The following is an 18,931-nucleotide window of genomic DNA, read 5'->3' as shown; positions in this document are numbered from 1 at the left end:
GCTTTTCTCCCCTTCACTGATACTGCTTCATAAACCGCTCCATCATATACGTGAACGGCTCGTTGTAGTAACTCGCGAAATACATATCGCTGCCGTGCGTGCCGAACGGCATTTGGATCAGCGCGGCTTTGGCGTTGCCTGCGTCCGCGTAGGCGCGCGCGAACGCTTGCGCCGTCTCCACGCCGACGATGCTGTCCTGCTCGCCCTGATAGATCAGCGCGGGCGGACTGTCGGCGTTTACCAGCACGGCCGGATCGCCCAGCGCGCCGCCGTCGATCCCCACTTCCCCGGCCAGGCCGTTGGCGGGATAATACGGGATGATGCCTTTGACCGTCACGCCCGGAGCCAGCATATTCGCGTAATCCGCGTTAGTCGGCGCCAGTCCGGCCGAAGCCGCCAACTGTCCGCCCGCGGAACCGCCCGAGATAAACACCGAAGCCGGATTCGCCCCGTACTCGGCCGCATGTTGTTCCAAATAAACGGTGAACAGCCCGATATGCCGCACCATGTCGTCGATCCCGTAACTGCCGACCACTTCCGGCGGCACGACGGCGGATTCCACGAACTTTTTGGTGTTGCTCAGCCCGTACTGCACGTCGAACACCACATAGCCGCGCGAAGCGAAATATTTGTTCATCTGGGCATAGTTTTGCGCGCCTTTGTCGCCGATCGTCCAGCCGCCGCCGTGAATCCGGATCAGCACCGAACCTTTTCCGGGCAGATCGGTCGAATTTTCCGGCGGCATGTACGCGTCGAAAGCCAGCTTCAATCCCGCGTCGCCGGTGCTTTCTTGTCCTTCGTAATACACGATGTCCGTTTCCACGCGGTAATCGCCGGTTCTCGCTCCGTAAAAATAATCCGGCAGCGAAAACGCGGTACTCATCAATCCGTAGCCTTGCACATTCATCGGATCTTGGCCGAACGCCTGCCGGTAAGCTTCCTGCGCTTCGTTGACGATCTTCGGCGCGGAAGCGAGCGGCAACGCGCAGATCACCAAAATCAGCAATCCGCACACGCGCGCGACGCCCCGGAATAACGAGACGAAAAACCCTCGTTTATGCCCGTACATTTTAACGAGCAAAGCCGCCGCTCCCAAAAACATCAGTCCGAAAAACAGCGCGTATTCCGGCAGCACCGTCTCCATCAGGCCCGCGTCCGTACCGCCCAGCAAAATCGCCGAGAAATACAACCCCAACGCCAGATTGAACAAAAACCACAGCGTAAGCAGCACTTTGACGACCTTGCCGAGCCGGCTGCCGCCCGAACGCTTGCGCTGCGACGAATAAGCCGAGTACCCGCGAACGTTGCGCCCGTCTTCGCGTTCCTCCGTACCGTCTTGAAGCCGCAGCAAAGAAACCCAAGCGCCCAGCGCGAACAACGCCAACAGGATCACCGCCGACGCGACGCTGCGCGAATCGTAATCGCGCACGGCCGTCGAAGATAACGTGTTGAGCACCGGCACCGCCGTCAGCCCCAACGCGTGCAGCGCCAGATACCCGTATTCCCAAGCTTTATGTACGCCTCTGCCCATCGTCAAATGCAGATTGCCGAGCAGCGTCAACAACAGCAGCAACCCATACAGATTCCACCACCCTCCCGCCGCATCGACCAACAGGTAAGCGATGCCGAGCGCAAGCGCGACCAGATTCCCTATCAATAAAGCGAGTGTTCCAAACGTTCGGATTCGAGAGCTTCCGCGACCGTGCGAGGAAGCCGATGATCCGTAACCGCCCGTATATCCCATTGCACGCTCTCCTTCCGTTTCGTCTCTGCTTTATCGTATTATCTTCAAGCTAATTTGTCGAACTAGTAGCTTGTCTTGCTTTAATCCGGGGTTTGCGCTTGCCTGAAACGTGCATGGTTCTAGTACGTTTTAGGCAAGTGTAACCTTACTTTTAGTGTTGACAAGCTACAACTACCTTGTCTCGCTTCAATCCAAGCCACCGAATACCGCTTCCCGCGCGGAATCTATTCACCTTTTCGCGTCTTGTACCGATAAATTCAGAAAACGGATTGCAATTTCAACAAAACCGAGTATAATACTCGGTAATAGAAATGTAAGGAGCTGACCTCACGCAATGTCTGTAGACGATTACCTGGATTTATACAACTACGCCAAGTCCATCGGAGACACCGAATGGCAGGCTTCCCTTACCGCAGCGCTGACCGAACTGTTGTCGACGCCTTCCCTTTCCGCCGAAGAAACCAAGCTGGCCGCTTTATGGGAACGGTTCGACCGAATCAACGAAGAACTCAAAACCCTTTTCCTGAATATGCGTACCCAATCCTCTTCCGCTTACGTCGGTCGTTGGGAAGAACGCATTTGGGAGTTGAAAATGGAACGGATCGTCGTTTCGCAACATATTCGTTTTCGGCACGTCCGGGTGTAAAGCGTCGCGCCGATCCGTTTTCCGACGGTATCGCGCGTACGCTCCGACCTTTCGTCACGCCCGGATGCCTGTTTTTTCGTCCATGATGCAATAAAAAAGTCCAACAAAAAAAGACATACGGCAGACGTGTCAAACACGTGTCGGCCGCATGCCTGTCTTTACTTGTATATGTGCGTGTGCAAAGCCAAAAGCTGTGTACGTTATTTCGACATTTCCATTTCTTTGCGCATCATGGACATACAGGAAGTCATCATCTCGTCGCATTCCTGCATTTTTTTCATCATCATGTCCATATCCATGTTCATGTCTTTCATGCTCATGCCTTCCATGCCGGACATTTTTTCCATGCACATTTTCATGCTGTTCATCTTGCACATCATTTCGTCCATGCACATCATCATCATCATTTCCATAGCCATCTTTTCCATTGTTTATTCCTCCTCAAATTGGGTGTTGAAAATCAATATTAATCAGACGGAACTCCTTTATCATATACCCGAAAAGCCTGCGCGTATATCGCTTAAACCCCTATATTAAAGAGTTTTATCGTACCTGACGCAAAACGAAAAGAAACCTAATACCCATAGTGCTCAGATTGGAATATAGCCATACCACGCAGATCCTTGAAGGGTCTTTTTTTGCCGTTCGGCGATCAATACAGCTTGCGATACTCGGTCGGCGTCATGCGCTCGCGTGCCATGAATTGCCGATTGAAATAGCTCACGCTCGGATACCCGGCTTCTTCGGCGATCTGGCCGATATTGCGATCCGGATGCTCCAGCAGCCATTGCTTCGCCATCTGCAAGCGGGAACGCGTGACGAATTCCATCGGCGTCATCTCGGTCAGCGTCTTGAACAGTTTGCAAAAGTAATAGTCGCTCACTCCCGCGCGTTCCGACCATTCCCGCAGCAAAAACGGACGGCACGCTTCCCGCTGCATATCCGGCAACAAGCTCCGTATCCGGTTCTCCGCTTTGCCCGCACGGTTGTTTTTCAACGGTACGGCTTGATGCACGAACTCCGCCAACAAAGCATACGTCAGCGTAGACAACCGGGACTGATGCAGCATCCGGTTCTGTTCGGCTTCTGCCAACAGATTCAGATGGGCTTGTTCCCAATCTTGACGCTGCCGCAGCATCCAGATCGGATGCCGATGGAAACCGCGTTCGATCATGTAATCATGCAGCCTTTCCCCGTAAAAATGCACCCAGCGCACGTCCCACGGATCTTCCTCGCTGCTGTAGTAATGTTGGCGCTGAAGCGGAAAATAAAGCACCGCCTGCCCGCTTCGCAATTCATGCACCGTGCCGTCGATCTCCACAACTCCTTTTCCCGATGCCACATAATGAATATTGAAATTGTTCAACGCTCCTTCTTCCCTCAACACATGATGCTCCGGCTGTTGGCTGTAATGACCGACCGATTCCGGCAGGCAAAAATAAGATTGCCTTTGCAACGTAAGCAGAACGCTTTGTCTGTGCATGTTCGCCTCCTTAATGACAATATTGTGCTAATTCGATTCAATATATTATTATTTCCAAGCTCTTGTGCATTCATTATAATCGCATCATCGAACAATATTCGAGTAGGTACAGGAGGGAAATCATTCATGGGTCAACCGAACAAATTGCGCTGGGGCATTCTCGGTAGCGCTAACATCGCGGTTCGCTCCGTTATTCCGGGCTTGCAGCAATCTCAACTGAACGAAGTAACCGCTTTGGCAAGCCGCACATCGGAAAAGGCAGAGCAAGCCGCAACCGAACTGGGCATCGCCAAAACGTATGACGGCTACGAGAAACTGCTGGCCGATAACGAGATCGATGCCGTGTACATTCCGCTTCCCAATCATCTGCACTACGAATGGACGTTGAAAGCCGCCGCGGCAGGTAAACATATTTTATGCGAAAAGCCGCTGGCGCTAAATACGGCTCAAGCCGAAAAAATGGCGGCCGCCGCTTCCGAAGCCGACGTTCATCTGGCCGAAGCGTTCATGTATCGCCACCATACGCGTTACGACCAGATCCGCGAGGTCATCGCAAGCGGCGAAATCGGCGACGTGCGCGGGATACACAGCACGTTCACGTTCAATAACAGCGGCGCGGACGGCAACGTGCGTTTCCGCAAAGATTGGGGCGGCGGCTCGCTGTACGATATCGGCTGCTACTCGATCAGCGCGGCGCGGATGCTGCTGGGCAAAGAACCGACCGCCGCAACCGTCGTCGCCCTGTTTTCTCCGCAGCACGACAACGTCGATATGATGGCGAGCGGATTGCTGGAGTTCGACGGTCAGATCGGAGTCACGTTCGACAGCGGCATGTGGGCGGCTTTCCGCAATACGCTCGAAGTGCTGGGTACGCAGGGAACGATCGAGGTGCCTTCCGCTTATGTCAGTCCGGGCGACGAACGCTCCAACTTTTTTGTGACCGTGGGCGATCAGCGGCGCGAAGTGCAGGTTGCGTCGCTGAATCAATACGCCGCGCAAGCCGATGCTTTTGCGCGTACGGTATTGCACGGCGAGAAGCCTCTGTATGATGCGGAAGATGCCGTGCGCAATATGCGCGTGTTGGATGCGTGCCTGAAGTCCGCCGAGCAGCGCCAACGCGTCACGCTGTGACGGCAAAGCCCCGTACTTTTTTATAACAAGCCGATCACGCATTCCCGTTGTTCAAACCCACTCCCGAAAGGATGTCGACTTCCATGAAACATATCGAAATCAAGGGCGCAGGCAAACCGATCTCCACGCTGATCAAAGGCACGGATTATTTTACCCACGAGACGTACGAAAAAGCTACCGACAATATGAACGCGTTTTTGGAGATCGGCGGCAACACGGTCGATACGGCGCATATTTACTGCGGCGGTCAAAGCGAGGAAGTGCTCGGCCGCTATATGGAAGAGCACGGAAATCGCGATTCTATCGTGATTCTGACGAAGGGCGCACACCATGATCAGCACGGGCCGCGCGTGAACGCGAAAGACATCCGCAGCGATCTGAACGCCAGTCTCGAACGGTTGAAAACAAACTTTATCGAGTTGTATGCCCTACACCGCGACGACGAAAATATCCCTGTCTCCGTGATTGTAGATGCGCTGAACGAACATATCAAAGCCGGACAGATCGGAGCGATCGGCGCATCCAACTGGAGCTGGCAGCGACTGAAGGAAGCGAACGACTACGCGGCTTCCGGCGGACTCGTCGGCTTTACGTTCAGCAGTCCCAATCTGAGTCTCGCCAAAGCCAATGAACCGTTCTGGGCAGGCTGCGTGTCCGCGGATCAACAAACGCTGGATTGGCATACGCAAAGCCAGCTCCCCCTGCTGTCCTGGTCGTCGCAGGCACGCGGCTTCTTCACGGGACGCTTTACCCGGGAAGTGCGGAATAACGCGGATCTGGTCCGTGTTTTTTACAGTGACGATAACTGGGAGCGCCTGCATCGTGCGCAGCAGCTCGCTGCCGAAAAAAAGACGACGCCGATCCAGATCGCGCTGGCTTATGTGCTCAACCAGCCTTTCCCAACCTGTGCCTTGATCGGTGCGCAAAACCGCGAGGAGCTGCTGTCTTGCGAGCAAGGCTCCACGATTACGCTCACCCAAGACGAGCTAAACTGGCTGGATCTGAGCGCGACCAAGCAACTGCGTTAAGCCAGCGTCAAAATTGTTCGCGCACCGTAAATCTTGCCTGCTTTCGCGCTAGCTAGCGGCTATCTGATGGTATGATCGGGGATAAGAAGGCTTTTGCCAGAATCTTATCGAAAAGGGGATTGCCATGTCTCAGCTCGCTGCCTCCAAACCGCCCCGCCGAACTCGCAAAAGCGGTTCGAACGCGGCGCTGTTCCTGTCGCTGCCGGTGTTATCCTGGGCACTATACGACTTTGCGAACACGATTTTCTCGTCCAATATCGTCACCATCTTTTTCCCGCTGTATCTGCAACAGGTGCTTGGCGGAGACGCACGGATGGACCAGATCGCCACGACCTTTATCAGCTACGCCAACGCCGCTTCGGGACTCTTGCTCGTGATCTTCACGCCGCTGCTCGGGGTATGGATGGACCGAACCGGACGCAAAAAGACGTTTCTTGTCCCTTTTGCGCTGGCCGCCATTATCTTTACGTTTCTGATGGGATTTACCGCGTATACGAACAGCCCTTCCTCCCTGTTCGGGTTGCCGCTGTCGATCGTGATGGTATTGATCTTTTTTACCGCGGCCAAATTCTTCTATAATTCCAGCCAGCTTTTCTATGACAATATGCTGCCCGATATCGCGACCGGCTCCCAAGTGCCGATCGTCTCGGGCTTCGGCGTCGCGGTCGGTTATATCGGCACATTGATGGGTCTGGTCGTCTACGGCATCGTAGGCAGCAGCGACTATCCGCTTGCTTTTATCCTGACCGCCGCATTGTTCCTGCTTTTCTCGCTGCCGATCATTTTGCTGTACAAAGAAAAGCCTACGCTGCCCGTCGCCGTCCCAAGCGGAGCGCGCAAGTCCTTTTTCAGCGGGTACCGGGAGATTTACGAGACGTTCAAGGAAGCGAAAAAGCATCGGGCCGTATTCACGTTCATGATTGCTTACTTCTTTTTCAATGACGCTGTCGCGACCGCGATTGCCATGATGAGCGTGTACGCAACTGCCGTGATGGGATTCAGTGCCGGACAATTCATTTTGCTGTATCTCGTGGCTACCGTCTGCGCGATCGTCGGTTCGTTTGTTTTCGGCCATATTACGCGCAGGGTCGGAGGAAAAGTATCGTCCGGACTCGTCGCGATCGTGCTGATTGCCGCGCTTATTCTGGCCGCCGCAGCGTTCTCCAACGCAATCTTCTGGGCGGCGGCGTGTCTGTACGGGGTCGCGATGGGCTCGCTGTGGGTGACTTCGCGCACCATGATCGTCGAACTCTCGCCACCGGACAAAAGAGGCCAGTTTTTCGGGCTGTTCGCGTTCTCCGGCAAACTGTCTTCCGTGCTCGGCCCGCTCGTGTACGGCAGCGTGACCTGGGCGCTGGCGGGATACGGCACGATGGCGAGCCGCGCGGCGCTGCTGTCGCTGGTCGTGATGGCTGCAATCGGCCTGCTCGTGCTGCTTCGCGTTCCGTATGCCAAGTCGGCTGAAGAAGTCCAAGCCTGATCTATCGCAAACGTCCAACTCCCGTCCCAAGCCAAAAGCTGCGTTTTTATGCGCGGCTTTTGGCTTTTTGCGTTCCTTTTCCCCGATTGCGATTGAATATAACTCTGACGGGTATCTTATACATGGACGCCTATGAAACCGACTTGAACGTTGAAGACAGGTTGGTTGCGCGAAGGAAGTTTGTTATAATAAGTAACTGTATGGCGATACCGCAACGAAAGGGTATCTGCCCAATTTGTTGACGACAGAGGAGGAATTTTTCGATGACGACGAGTTTGAATGCAACGGTAAAGCTGAACAATGGCGTAGAAATGCCTTGGTTTGGTCTGGGCGTCTGGCAGGTCAAGGATGGCGACGAAGCGAAAGATTCCGTGAAAGCCGCGATCAAAGCCGGGTATATCGGTATTGATACGGCTGCCGCTTATAAAAACGAACAAAGCGTCGGCGAAGCGATTCGCGAATCCGGCGTGAATCCGAGCGATCTGTTCATCACCTCGAAAGTCTGGAACGGCGATCAAGGTTACGAAGAGACATTGGCTGCTTTCGATGCGACGATGGAAAAGCTGGGGCTCGACGTGCTCGACCTCTACCTGATCCACTGGCCGGTCAAAGGCAAATACAAAGACACCTGGCGCGCGATGGAAAAGCTGTACAAAGACGGCCGCATCCGCGCAATCGGCGTCAGCAACTTCCAGCCGCACCACCTCGACGATCTGCTCGCCGACGCGGAAGTGGTTCCGGCGGTGAATCAGGTGGAATTCCACCCGTTGCTGACTCAAGCCGAACTGCTGGACTACTGCGCGAAAAAAGGCATTCAAGTCGAAGCCTGGTCGCCGCTGGCGCGCGGTTTGCTGTTCGAAAACGAAGTCGTGACCGGCCTCGGCGAAAAATACGGCAAATCCCCGGCGCAGATTCTGCTTCGTTGGGTGCTCGATAAAGGCGTGGTCGTGCTGACCCGCTCCGTCAAAGAAAGCCGGATCGTGGAAAACGCCGACCTGTTCGATTTCACGCTGACGCCGGAAGACGTATCCGCGCTCGAAGCGCTCAACAAAAATGAACGCACCGGCCCGGACCCGGATAATTTTAATTTCTGATTCAATCCGAGCGGATCATTTCCGGTCATGCAAACCCAGCCGTTTCCCGAACAAGGGAAGCGGCTTTTTGCTGTCCGCGTCACGAATTTCAAGCTTTCGTTTTGCCGGAATCTATCGTTTTTTCTGATTGATTAAACCGTTGGTGTGTCTGCGTTGATAACGATTTCGGAAAAGTTTGAACCGATTACGCTTGCGTCGCTCACAAAACTTCGGTGTATGTAATAAGCAGTCAACCAAATTCGACAATTCCGCAAACTTATCCGAAACGGAAGTGAAAAACTTGAAGCAAGCAACAAGCGTGTTTTACATATCGGCAGCGATCCTTGTTCTGCTCGTCGCAATCGGCGTGATTGCGCCCGCCGGGCTTGAACAAGGAACGGACTACGTTCAATCGCTGATGACCGATACGTTCGGCTGGTATTACCTGATCGCGGTGACCGCGTTCGTCGGCGTCTGCATTTACCTGCTGGTCAGTCCATTGGGACGGATCAAGCTGGGCAAGCAGGACGACAAACCCGATTATTCGCGCCCGACGTGGCTGGCGATGCTGTTCAGCGCGGGCGTCGGCATCGGCCTGGTCTTCTACGGCGCGTACGAACCGATCAACCACTATGCGGTCAGCTCGCCTACCGGAGAGACGGGAACGGAGACCGCCGCACGCGAAGCGATGCAGTTTACCTTTTTCCACTGGGGCGTTCATGCCTGGGCCGTCTACGGCCTGGTGGCGATGTCGCTGGCTTACTTCATGTTCCGCAGAGGCGAGCCTGCACTGATCAGTTCGACGCTGACTCCGGTGCTCGGGCGCCATACCAAAGGTCCGATCGGCAAAACGATCGATATTGTCGCCGTACTCGCCACCGTTATCGGGGTCGCCACGTCGCTCGGTTTCGGGGCGGTTCAGATCAACGGCGGCCTGTCTTACCTGTTCGGCCTTCCGTCCAATATTCTTACGCAGTTTATCATCATTCTGATCGTAACGGTCATGTTTATGGCTTCCGCGCTTAGCGGCTTGGATAAAGGGATACGGATTCTCAGCAACGTGAACATGATTTTGGCGGCGGCGCTGTGCGTGGTGGTGTTCGCTTTCGGCGCTTCGCTGTTCACGCTCAATCTGTTCACCGATTCGTTGGGCCGTTATTTGCAAAACTTTATCACCATGAGTTTCCGCATCGCCCCGCTCAATCCCGAGAATCGGGAATGGATCAACGGCTGGACGATCTTCTACTGGGCTTGGTGGATTTCTTGGTCGCCGTTCGTCGGCATCTTTATCGCCCGCGTCTCCAAAGGCCGCACCATTCGCGAATTCGTCGCTTACGTGCTGCTGGCCCCTTCGCTGATCGGCTTTATCTGGTTCTCGGTATTCGGCGGATCGGCAATCGCGCTCGAACGCAACGGTACCGCGATGCTTTCCCAACTGGTAGCCGAAGAAACGCTGTTCGGCATGTTGGCTACCTATCCGTGGGGAACGGCCATCTCTATTTTGGCTATCGGGCTGATCGCGATCTTTTTCGTCACTTCGGCCGATTCCGGCACTTTCGTGCTGGGCATGATGACGACCGGAGGCAATCAGAACCCGAATAATATCCTCAAAGCGACCTGGGGTATCATGCTGACGGCCATGGCATTGGTACTGCTGTATTCCGGCGGTCTTCAGGCTTTGCAAAACATGATGATTATCTCGGCTTTCCCGTTCTCGTTCGTAATCATCGCGATGGCGGTAAGCCTGATCAAAGTCTTGAACAAAGATTCGCACGAAATGGGACCCAGCAAGCGCAAGCCGCCGAAAAAAGCGGAAGCTCAAGTCTGATCCTCGTACCCTTCATTCTCCGCATATTCAGCGAACCTGTCGACTTCGGCAGGTTCTTTTTGCTATGTACGCATGGAGACAACCCGATTGCAGAGCTTGGATTCTGCCCGCGTTGCAATAAGCAAGGATGAAAGGTATATTGAACACATCAACTACATCACGACGCGATATATGAGAAAGGAGCAAGAATGAACCTCGACAAAGCCCGTAAACGATTTCTTCCGATGAGCGAAACGATGTTTTATATTTTGTTTTCGCTCAGGGAGGAACGTCACGGCTACGGTATTATGCAGCATGTGCAATCGTTGACGTCCGGCCGGATTTCGCTGGGGGCCAGTACCCTGTATCAAAGTCTGGCGAAGCTCGAAGGCGACGGTTTGATTCTTCAAACCGCCGAGATCGAACGCAAAAAATTCTACCTTGCCACGGAAGCCGGACGGGTGATTTTGCAGGAAGAAGCGCTGCGAATTTCGGAACTTTACCGGAACGTCGCCGAGCTGCTGCCGCTTGAGCACGTTTAATTTGCAAGAGTAAAAGGAGGAATTTCGATGTCTACATTAGCCCGCGCAATCGCGCTTGCCGCACAGTATCACGAAGGCCAGACCGACAAAGGCGGCCGTCCCTACATCTTCCACCCCGTCCGTCTGATGCTCAAAGCGCTCACGGAGCCGGAACAGATCGCCGCCGTGCTGCACGACACGATCGAGGATACCGACTTGACGCTGGATGATCTGCGCAAGGAAGGCTTTTCCGACGAAATCGTGGAAGCGATCGACCGGTTATCCCGCCGCGAAGACGAGACTTACCATGAGTTTATTTTGCGGATCAAAGAAAATCGGCTGGCGGCACGGGTCAAAATCCTCGATCTTCAAGACAACATGGATCTGACCCGGATCAAAAAGCCGTCGGAAAAAGATCAGAAGCGCCTGCTGAAGTACAGCCGGGCTTTGGATACGCTGCTATCGCATGGCGAAACGCCAGAAGCGGACGGGGCAAGCCACGAGTAAGTTGACACCGAAGGAGATCTCGCCCATCATGTACAGCCTTTCTACAATCGAGCTTTGGACTACCGCTACCGACGCGCGCAGCATCCGGCGATCGGAAGACACGCTCGCGCTGGTATTCCCTCTGCAAAGCGGATCGATCCTGCTTCGGGGTGAACGCGAAGAGAAGATGCAGCGCTTCGGGGTGTACTTCTGCCAACCCGAACAGCCCTTCGGCTTAGTCCCGGGAGCGCAAGACGCGGGGGGCGAGCCAGCTGCTTATGTGCTCCGTTTTACTTCATCGATCTCAAAAGATTCCCCGATGCCCAACGTCCGCGGCTTGCCTCCTATGGAAGTCCGGGCGCAGTCAGGCTGGCTGCCCGATCCGAGCTTCGCAACGTTGTGCGAGGAGATGTATCGACTGGCTCAATCGCAAGCCGCTTCGGACACGTTTTTGCTGCTTGCCCGGTTCTACGAGCTGCTGCATCGGCTGCATGTCTCCTTGACTCCGACAGTGGACCGAGCCGCCAAAATGGATGCGACATTAGCGTATTTACGTGTGCATTTCCGCGATCCTCTGACCGCTGCCGATCTGGCGGCCCAGGCAGGTATCGGCGTCAAACATTATGGGGACGTATTCCGCAAGCGTTACGGCCGTTCGTTCGGACAGGAGCTGACCCGACTTCGAATCGAAGCGGCAAGCGATCGCCTGGCCCTGGGCCACGGACGACTCAAAGACATCGCCGCCGAAGTCGGTTACGAGGACGAATTTTATTTTAGCCGACGCTTCAAACAGGAAACGGGCGTGACGCCGACCGCCTATATGCGCAGTCGCAGTCGGCCTATCGCGGCGCTGGATGCTTCTTTTATCGGGCTGTTGACGCCACTACACTATCTCCCGCGCGCAGCGCCGCTTCATCCGGTATGGCGATCGTACTATAACGAACGATTCGGCAACCGCGTTCGGCTCCAGCTCAAGATTGACCGCGATGCGGCCGCGCAAGCCGACAATGTAGCATTGCTGCTGTCCGAACCCGTCGACTATAGCGCCTTTTTGTGTCCGTCCGATTTCGATGCCACGCTTCGCCTTCAACTGGAAAACAGAGGCCCCGTATGGGTTTTGGATCGCGATTTGCCGTGGAGAGTCCAACTTCGCGCATTGGCCGCATGGCTTGGAGCCGAGCAGGAAGCCATACGGTGGCTGGAGGAATACGAACGGTTTGTTGCAGAAGCCGCCAAGCGAATCGCGTCGCAGACTCCCGGCTCGTTTCTATGCCTGCTGCTTGAAGAAGATCGACTTTATATCTGCGAGGATCGCAGCTTGGGCGAAGTGTTTTACGGTGATCTGAAGCTCACTTCAGCCAAACGGTTGATCGATCGGGAACGGCAGCTCGTGACTCCGGCTCAACTGGCGGAGCTTGATCCTGCCCATCTGCTGATGCTGATCTATGAAGATCCTCCGACCATGAACGCGTGGCAACAGCTTCAACAAGATGAACAATGGGCCGGACTTCGTGCCGTGCGCAGCAAAAAAGTTCATGCCGTTGCTTCTTTTCCCTGGCGAGACTATTCGGCGCTTCCGCATCGGCTGATCGTGGAAGATGCTCTGCGCCGCTTCGCGCCCGCCGATTCTCCATGAAAAGAACTTCCTTTTATCCATGTACAAAAGGACGTTCTTTTTTTATGCTTTTTATTGAGAATAATTATCAATAAATTGATTTAGGGCTTACGGTCCCTAGGCAGGAGATGAAACGATGAATATCCGGTTGAATAAAAAAAGCGCAGTGCCTACTGTTGGATGCGCGTTGCTGCTGAGTTTCGCATTAAGCGCCTGCGGGAGCGATTCATCCGTTACCCAAGCGGAGAAAGAAACCCCCGTCTCTTCAACTGTCGCTACGTCGACTGCTGTTTCCGCTGCCGAAGCGGCGGCTCCGGCTGATTCGCAAACGAAAACGGAAGCGGAAGCGGCTGCAAAGACGGACACCCGAACCGTGGAGTACCTGGGCCGCAGCTATACCGTTCCTGTCGAACCGCAAAAAATCATTTTTCTGAACGCGTTCGAATCGATGGAGGATGCCGTCGTGCTGGGCGTGCAACCTTACGCATCCAGCGCGATCGGCGACGAGGACGATCCGTTCCCCGGCTTCTATAGTCCGCTCGGCGATACCGCGATTCCGTTGTTCGGCAGCGGTTCGGACAGTATGGAATATTTGCTGTCGCTTTCGCCGGATCTGATCATCGCGACGGATATGGAAGAAGATGCCGTAATCGAGCAGTTGGGGCTGATCGCGCCGACGATCCAAGTCTCCCATTTCGGCACGGATTGGGAAGCCAATCTGAATCTGCTGGCCGAACTTACAGGCAAGCAGGCTGAAGCGAAGCAGGCTATTGAACGTTATGAAGAAGGCAAAAAGCGCTTGAACGCAAGCCTCGCGGACTATGAAGGGCAAGACATCCTGGCGATCCGTGTGCGTGGCGGCGAAATGATGGTCTACCCGGAAGATGTCTTTTTGAACGATGTGCTGTACGGCGAGTTAGCTCTTCCCGTTCCGGCTCTGATCAAGCGTACCTCCGAACAGCAGCCGATCGGGCTGGAAGGTCTGTATGCGGAAAATCCGGATTATATTTTTCTGCAATACGATCTCTACGAAAATAACGAATCCAACGAAACGCTACGCAAGCTTCAGGAGAGCAACGTCTGGAAAGGACTGAAAGCCGTGCAAAACGGGCAAGTCTTTATCAATGCGATAGATCCGTTGGTGTCCGGCGGCACGGCTTACGGCAAACAGGAAATTCTTAGCGCTGTCGAAGACAAGCTGGGAACGCCATGAGCAGAACCGGAGATTCCTCGTCGGTTTCCGCCGATAGCGCTAGCGTTCCGGGCGTCCCGATCTCTTTCGGAGCCACGACTGCGAACGATCCTTGCGAAGACCCGCGTGTCGCGCAACTGCTGGATTGGCTGGAAACCGAATCTTCTTCGGGTCGATTCAACGGCTGTGTGCGGGTTGTTGACCGCGGTAAGCTGCTGTTGGAAGCGGCCGCTGGACAAGCCGACTTCCGTACGGGCCGTCCGCTTACGACCGACTCGCTGTTCGAGCTGGCATCGGTCACCAAACCGATGACGGCAATCGGCGCGATGATCCTGGCCGAACGCGGATTGCTGGACTATCGCGATCCGGTCGCTTTTTACCTGCCGCAGCTTCCGTATCGGGATGTTACGCTTCGGCAGCTGTTGTCCCATACCTCCGGGCTGCCGGATTATATGGAGCTGATCGACCGCGTATGGGATGTAAGCCGGATCGCCCGCAATCCCGATGTGTTGCAACTGCTGAAGCTGCATCATCCGCAGCCGCTATTCCCTGCCGGAACGGACTATGCGTATTCCAACACCGGGTATGTCCTGCTGGCTTCGGTTATCGAAGCCGTGTCGGGCATCCCTTATGCCGAATTCATGGAGCAAGAAGTATTCCGGCCTGCCGGAATGACGCGAACCACGGTCTATAATCGCCGACTCAACCCTCGGGAGATCGAAGATTTGGCGCATGGATTCGTCGCTTTGCCGGGAGCTTCTATTCCTTTCGTTCCCGACGAACGACACGAATTCGATTATGTGGTCTACTTGGACGGCATTCAGGGCGACGGAACGATCCATTCCACCGTCTCCGACTTGTGGCGGCTTGACCAGGCCTTGAGAGAAGGCCTTCTGCTCAGCCCAGAGTCGCAAGCTTTATTTTTATCCGAAACGGGTTGTGACGTTCAGCCGGATCACGGGGATCAATCGCAGCCGTCGTTATCCCGCGCGTTCGGTTGGTTCGCCGAACCGTCCCCGCATCCGTCAATCGGCGTCAAGTTGTCTCACGGCGGCGGTTGGCCCGGTTATGCCAGCCTCATGATCCGCTATCCCGAGCGAGCTGCTTCGATTATTCTGTTGACCAATCTGGAGACCGAATCATTCCCGATGTCCGCGTGGCAGGAAGAATTGGAACAGATTATAGGCGTAACAAAAAGAACCTTCACCCCGCTATAGCAGCGGCAGCACGAATACATAACCCAATGCGGATAAAAGACCATGCGCCATAAAGCCGAAATTCATCACGTCCGCCAACTTTCGATAAGGCGCTGCGATCAAGCATCCCAACCTTCTTGAACGCCGATCACAGCGATCTCCTTCATTATAAAGCATCCATTACCCGTACACCCGCCGGATGACCTCTTCGAAGTCCGGCTCCCGCATCTCCACATCTTCGATCTCGCCCCAATGCCCCAGTTCGCGCAGCGCGTCCATCGTCCGAACCTCTTGGCGGTTGACCTCGACCGTCAAGGCAGAATCGGTTCGGGACACGATCCGCATCGCGAAGCCGTTTGCGGTTGCGCGGCCTTCGGAGTCTCTCTCCTGCTCGTTCTGGGTATGCTCCCCGTTCAGACCGGCACCGGCAATCGTCAAACCTGCCCGTTGCTCCGGTAACGCATACCCGTCCCGATACGTCACTTTGATCTCCGTCGGCAACCCGATCTCCCGCCGCAGTCCGTCCACCGTGCCGTCATACGTCAGCCGGCCGCCGCCGATCACCATCACGCGGCGGCAAAGCTGCTCGATATCGTCCATATCATGCGTCGTGAGCAGGATTGTTTTGCCGAATTGCTCGTTCAATATTTTTAAAAAGCCCCGGATATTTCGTTTGGCGTTCACGTCCAATCCAATCGTCGGCTCATCCAAAAACAGTAGCTCCGGATCATGCAGCATCGCCGCCGCGATATCCGCCCGCATCCGCTGACCTAGCGACAACTTGCGCACCGGCGTGTTCCAGAATTCGTCCAAATCCAGCAACTCCGCGAATTCGCCGAGCCGTCTGACTTTATCCGTATCCTCCACCCCGTACATATGCGCCAAAATATCGTACGAGCCTTTCACCGGGAGATCCCACCACAACTGGCTGCGCTGACCGAACACCACGCCGAGCCTCGAAGCGCAGCGCAAACGGTCGCGATGCGGATCGACGCCGGCTAATTTCACACTTCCGGAAGAAGGATGCAGAATACCGGTCAACATTTTAATCGTCGTCGATTTGCCTGCCCCGTTGGGCCCGATATAACCGACGAAGTCTCCTTTTTCCACCGTAAACCCGATATCCCGCACCGCTTCCTTGGTCGTATACTCCCGTGAAAACAACGAACGAATTCCCGAGAATCGGCCTTGCGCAACGACGGGCGTTTTGAAGCTTTTGCACAGTCCGACCGCTTCGATCGCCGTTTCGCGTTCAGACTCGAAAGTCGGCACAGCCAATCTCGCCATTTTTTCCATCTTCATCCCCCTCTCAGCTTCCCGTGCTCTGATACTTGCCGATCCCGAACCGCCAAAACCGCAATGCCAGCAGCACGGCCAGACATGAAGCAACGGCAAGCACCGGGAACACCCACGTCCCCAGTTCTCCGCGCAAAATGTACAGGGCAGGCACGTAGCCGACCAACCCGACAGGAATCGCGGTCAGCAGCAGTCCCGACATCCAGCCCGGATACAGCGTCAGCGGATAACGCGCAGCTGTCTGCGCCGCGTCTTCGGTCATATTTTGCAGCATAGAGATTCGCGTCGTCCAAAATCCGCAGGTCGCCGTCGCCATGCCGATCGCGAACAGCACCACAGCGCCCGTTGCGATCGCGAATAACGTCTGCGGTATCGCCCACCACGTCACCTGACCGCTATGCAGCATCGCTCCAAGCGACCAGGCCAGAATCGCGCCGCCCTGAATGACTTCGCCGAACATGATGCGAAAGCCGCGCGGCATCAACGACAGCAGCACCGGAAGCGGCTTGGTCAGCAGTTGGTCCAGCTCGCCCTCCACCAGATAGCGTTCCAGGTTGTGCACTTCGTTGCCGAAGGTCCGATACAGCGTTTTGGCCAAAGTCATCACGGCGAACAAATAACCGACCTCGTGCATCGTCCAACCGCGTACCGCGCCGAATTTCGCCAACACGATCGCAACCATCAGAAACTCGGATAGCTGAATAATCGCCGCCAACAACGTTCCAAACGCAAAATTAAACCGGTACTGCATCCGGCTCCGAACGCTGGTGCGAATCAGGATGAGATACAACTTTATGTAATTCCGCAGTACGATCCGGCGATCCACCGATCTTTGTCCGTTCATCCGCCTTGCACCTCCACCTTATGCCGCAGCACTTTGGTCGACAATAAGCACAGCAGCGTCAACACGGCGCACCATCCCAGCGTTCCGAGCAGCAGCACGGGATCGCCTTGGCCCAGGTAAAATTGCGTCGGCGCATACAGCATGAACGGGTAAGGCGAAGCCCAAGCGACGGTTTGCAGCCACTCCGGCAGCCATTCCAGCGGAATAAAAAAGCCGGCGAGCAGATTCATCAGCGCCTGGTTTCCCCAGTACAGCCAGGAAGATTCCGTCGTCCACAAAGCGCTGATCCCCATCATGTAATTCATGCAGATCGCCATGTACGCCGCGCCCGCAAGAGCCGTCAGCGCCAAAGGCAACGTGCGTCCGCCGTCGATCGGGGTCAGTCCAAGCGCGAGCAGCATAACGATATAGATCGGGATCGACTTGTACAGGAATTGGTAGGCGATCTGCCCCCATTCTTTTGCCATCAGATGCGCGAACAGATGCACCGGACGCATCAAATCGAGCGCGATCTGCCCGGTGCGGACCGATTGCGGAATGCCGAGTCCCATGGTGGTGAAGCTCGCGACCCATAGGGAGGTCTGGGTGAACGTAATATACTGCATCATCCCGATCGTCCCGTAGTCGCCGAGCGAGTGGTCGCGGCCGAGTCCGATCCAGATGCAGGCGTACAGATAACCGAAAGCGGCGCTCGCGAAATTATGCAGCAGATGCGAGCCTCTGTACTGGATGTTGCGCGCGTAAGCCTTGGCGGCCAACGTCTGATAAAGCCGGGTATTACTCCTGAAAGAAATCATCTTACACCTCCGATAAGCTTTGTGTTGACGGTAAACGTCCACTTCAGACAAGGTGAGAAAAAAGAGAAGGTCACTAATATATCAAGAAAAGATCGGGGAATGCAAGCGTTATTTTCGGGGAAAAGGAAAAACGGGCGGCGGCATCCAGGCGGAATAGTCGGAAAGATCGGCGGAAGGAGAAGAGCGTTTTTTAAACCGCAAACCTGATGTTGGAGCGGAAAGTTACTCGTACCCTGACCGTTTACGACGTTAGGTTGCGAGGGGTGCGAATCTTGAATTGGATGCGGGCAAAGTACGGCACTGTGAACGCTTGAGATGTGCGGTTGCGAGGAGTGCAAACCCTGGATTGGATACGGCCAAAGTACGAGAAGTACGGGTTGCTTATTTTAGCGTCTTGACCGATTTTACGATGCGGATACGCGATGAAAGCTGCTCGAACGCAAATTTGTGTGCAAAATGTCAACATTTCAAGCCCCAATCGACAGCTGTTGTGCCAAATGTTGATGTTTCGTCAACAACTTGGGCCCATTTGTATCGAAAACAACGAAAAAGCTGAAATTTGTTGACTTTTGATCAGCATTTTTTAAAAATA

General features: G+C 54.9%; 17 protein-coding genes. 11 read left to right on the top strand and 6 right to left on the bottom strand.

Going from position 1 to position 18,931, the window contains the following annotated elements; translation table 11 throughout:
- Positions 1-13 precede the first annotated feature (13 nt).
- The gene (locus WKI47_RS20580; protein WP_340229060.1) at positions 14-1,744 is read right to left on the bottom strand and encodes an alpha/beta hydrolase; all 1,731 of its coding nucleotides are present in this window, start codon (positions 1,742-1,744) and stop codon (positions 14-16) included.
- 334 nt (positions 1,745-2,078) lie between these two features.
- Between WKI47_RS20580 and WKI47_RS20575 the strand changes: the two genes are divergently transcribed.
- Complete coding sequence (locus WKI47_RS20575; RefSeq protein ID WP_340229059.1) at positions 2,079-2,390, top strand: hypothetical protein; 312 nt, start codon at positions 2,079-2,081, stop codon at positions 2,388-2,390.
- A 200-nt stretch (positions 2,391-2,590) separates the two neighbouring features.
- Here WKI47_RS20575 and WKI47_RS20570 read toward each other — a convergent pair whose 3' ends face one another.
- Positions 2,591-2,818: a hypothetical protein gene (locus WKI47_RS20570; RefSeq protein WP_340229058.1), complete on the bottom strand. Its 228-nt coding sequence runs from the start codon at positions 2,816-2,818 to the stop codon at positions 2,591-2,593.
- A 224-nt stretch (positions 2,819-3,042) separates the two neighbouring features.
- The gene (locus tag WKI47_RS20565) at positions 3,043-3,873 is read right to left on the bottom strand and encodes a helix-turn-helix transcriptional regulator (RefSeq protein WP_340229057.1); all 831 of its coding nucleotides are present in this window, start codon (positions 3,871-3,873) and stop codon (positions 3,043-3,045) included.
- Between the two features lie 126 nt (positions 3,874-3,999).
- Here WKI47_RS20565 and WKI47_RS20560 point away from each other — a divergent pair, with 126 nt between their 5' ends.
- From WKI47_RS20560 to WKI47_RS20515, 10 genes are all read left to right on the top strand, one after another.
- Positions 4,000-5,004 carry a Gfo/Idh/MocA family oxidoreductase gene (locus tag WKI47_RS20560; RefSeq protein WP_340229056.1) on the top strand — a complete coding sequence of 335 codons (1,005 nt, stop codon included), beginning with the start codon at positions 4,000-4,002 and terminating at the stop codon, positions 5,002-5,004.
- Positions 5,005-5,087: 83 nt separating this feature from the next.
- Entirely contained in the window at positions 5,088-6,032 is a 945-nt protein-coding gene (locus WKI47_RS20555; protein ID WP_340229055.1) for an aldo/keto reductase, read from the top strand.
- Between the two features lie 124 nt (positions 6,033-6,156).
- The gene (locus WKI47_RS20550; protein ID WP_340229054.1) at positions 6,157-7,512 is read left to right on the top strand and encodes an MFS transporter; all 1,356 of its coding nucleotides are present in this window, start codon (positions 6,157-6,159) and stop codon (positions 7,510-7,512) included.
- Between the two features lie 263 nt (positions 7,513-7,775).
- A complete protein-coding gene (locus WKI47_RS20545) occupies positions 7,776-8,606 on the top strand; it encodes an aldo/keto reductase (RefSeq protein WP_340229053.1) in 831 nt (276 codons plus the stop codon).
- A 280-nt stretch (positions 8,607-8,886) separates the two neighbouring features.
- Complete coding sequence (locus WKI47_RS20540; RefSeq protein WP_340229052.1) at positions 8,887-10,413, top strand: glycine betaine uptake BCCT transporter; 1,527 nt, start codon at positions 8,887-8,889, stop codon at positions 10,411-10,413.
- 188 nt (positions 10,414-10,601) lie between these two features.
- Positions 10,602-10,934 carry a PadR family transcriptional regulator gene (locus tag WKI47_RS20535; protein WP_340229051.1) on the top strand — a complete coding sequence of 111 codons (333 nt, stop codon included), beginning with the start codon at positions 10,602-10,604 and terminating at the stop codon, positions 10,932-10,934.
- Between the two features lie 27 nt (positions 10,935-10,961).
- Positions 10,962-11,420 (top strand): HD domain-containing protein, encoded by a 459-nt coding sequence (locus WKI47_RS20530; RefSeq protein ID WP_340229050.1) that lies wholly within the window; start codon positions 10,962-10,964, stop codon positions 11,418-11,420.
- Positions 11,421-11,448: 28 nt separating this feature from the next.
- Entirely contained in the window at positions 11,449-13,035 is a 1,587-nt protein-coding gene (locus WKI47_RS20525) for an AraC family transcriptional regulator (protein ID WP_340229049.1), read from the top strand.
- A 115-nt stretch (positions 13,036-13,150) separates the two neighbouring features.
- On the top strand, positions 13,151-14,227 hold the full coding sequence (locus WKI47_RS20520; RefSeq protein WP_340229048.1) for an ABC transporter substrate-binding protein: 1,077 nt from the start codon (positions 13,151-13,153) through the stop codon (positions 14,225-14,227).
- Positions 14,224-15,423 (top strand): serine hydrolase domain-containing protein, encoded by a 1,200-nt coding sequence (locus WKI47_RS20515; protein WP_340229047.1) that lies wholly within the window; start codon positions 14,224-14,226, stop codon positions 15,421-15,423. The genes WKI47_RS20520 and WKI47_RS20515 overlap by 4 nt, the downstream gene beginning before the upstream one ends.
- Before the next feature lie 159 nt (positions 15,424-15,582).
- Here WKI47_RS20515 and WKI47_RS20510 read toward each other — a convergent pair whose 3' ends face one another.
- Genes WKI47_RS20510 through WKI47_RS20500 form a run of 3 tightly spaced genes read right to left on the bottom strand, consistent with a single transcriptional unit; the run spans position 15,583 to position 18,339 of the window.
- Complete coding sequence (locus WKI47_RS20510; protein WP_340229046.1) at positions 15,583-16,698, bottom strand: ABC transporter ATP-binding protein; 1,116 nt, start codon at positions 16,696-16,698, stop codon at positions 15,583-15,585.
- A 13-nt stretch (positions 16,699-16,711) separates the two neighbouring features.
- On the bottom strand, positions 16,712-17,542 hold the full coding sequence (locus WKI47_RS20505) for an ABC transporter permease (RefSeq protein ID WP_340229045.1): 831 nt from the start codon (positions 17,540-17,542) through the stop codon (positions 16,712-16,714).
- Positions 17,539-18,339, bottom strand: a complete 801-nt coding sequence (locus WKI47_RS20500) for an ABC transporter permease (RefSeq protein WP_340229044.1) — start codon at positions 18,337-18,339, stop codon at positions 17,539-17,541. The genes WKI47_RS20505 and WKI47_RS20500 overlap by 4 nt, the downstream gene beginning before the upstream one ends.
- Between the last annotated feature and the right edge of the window lie 592 nt (positions 18,340-18,931).

It is taken from the genome of Saccharibacillus sacchari, from assembly GCF_037722395.1.
GTDB lineage: Bacteria > Bacillota > Bacilli > Paenibacillales > Paenibacillaceae > Saccharibacillus > Saccharibacillus sacchari_A.
The sequence above is the reverse complement of the archived record's forward strand: the minus strand, read 5'-3'. Positions and strand labels throughout refer to the sequence as shown.

Excerpts from the sequence above, each read along its gene's own strand:
- WKI47_RS20580 (WP_340229060.1), bottom strand. The coding sequence starts at position 1,744 with ATGGGATATACGGGCGGTTACGGATCATCGGCTTCCTCGCACGGTCGC.
- WKI47_RS20575 (WP_340229059.1), top strand. The coding sequence starts at position 2,079 with ATGTCTGTAGACGATTACCTGGATTTATACAACTACGCCAAGTCCATC.
- WKI47_RS20570 (WP_340229058.1), bottom strand. The coding sequence starts at position 2,818 with ATGGAAAAGATGGCTATGGAAATGATGATGATGATGTGCATGGACGAA.
- WKI47_RS20565 (WP_340229057.1), bottom strand. The coding sequence starts at position 3,873 with ATGCACAGACAAAGCGTTCTGCTTACGTTGCAAAGGCAATCTTATTTT.
- WKI47_RS20560 (WP_340229056.1), top strand. The coding sequence starts at position 4,000 with ATGGGTCAACCGAACAAATTGCGCTGGGGCATTCTCGGTAGCGCTAAC.
- WKI47_RS20555 (WP_340229055.1), top strand. The coding sequence starts at position 5,088 with ATGAAACATATCGAAATCAAGGGCGCAGGCAAACCGATCTCCACGCTG.
- WKI47_RS20550 (WP_340229054.1), top strand. The coding sequence starts at position 6,157 with ATGTCTCAGCTCGCTGCCTCCAAACCGCCCCGCCGAACTCGCAAAAGC.
- WKI47_RS20545 (WP_340229053.1), top strand. The coding sequence starts at position 7,776 with ATGACGACGAGTTTGAATGCAACGGTAAAGCTGAACAATGGCGTAGAA.
- WKI47_RS20535 (WP_340229051.1), top strand. The coding sequence starts at position 10,602 with ATGAACCTCGACAAAGCCCGTAAACGATTTCTTCCGATGAGCGAAACG.
- WKI47_RS20530 (WP_340229050.1), top strand. The coding sequence starts at position 10,962 with ATGTCTACATTAGCCCGCGCAATCGCGCTTGCCGCACAGTATCACGAA.
- WKI47_RS20525 (WP_340229049.1), top strand. The coding sequence starts at position 11,449 with ATGTACAGCCTTTCTACAATCGAGCTTTGGACTACCGCTACCGACGCG.
- WKI47_RS20520 (WP_340229048.1), top strand. The coding sequence starts at position 13,151 with ATGAATATCCGGTTGAATAAAAAAAGCGCAGTGCCTACTGTTGGATGC.
- WKI47_RS20515 (WP_340229047.1), top strand. The coding sequence starts at position 14,224 with ATGAGCAGAACCGGAGATTCCTCGTCGGTTTCCGCCGATAGCGCTAGC.
- WKI47_RS20510 (WP_340229046.1), bottom strand. The coding sequence starts at position 16,698 with ATGGAAAAAATGGCGAGATTGGCTGTGCCGACTTTCGAGTCTGAACGC.
- WKI47_RS20505 (WP_340229045.1), bottom strand. The coding sequence starts at position 17,542 with ATGAACGGACAAAGATCGGTGGATCGCCGGATCGTACTGCGGAATTAC.
- WKI47_RS20500 (WP_340229044.1), bottom strand. The coding sequence starts at position 18,339 with ATGATTTCTTTCAGGAGTAATACCCGGCTTTATCAGACGTTGGCCGCC.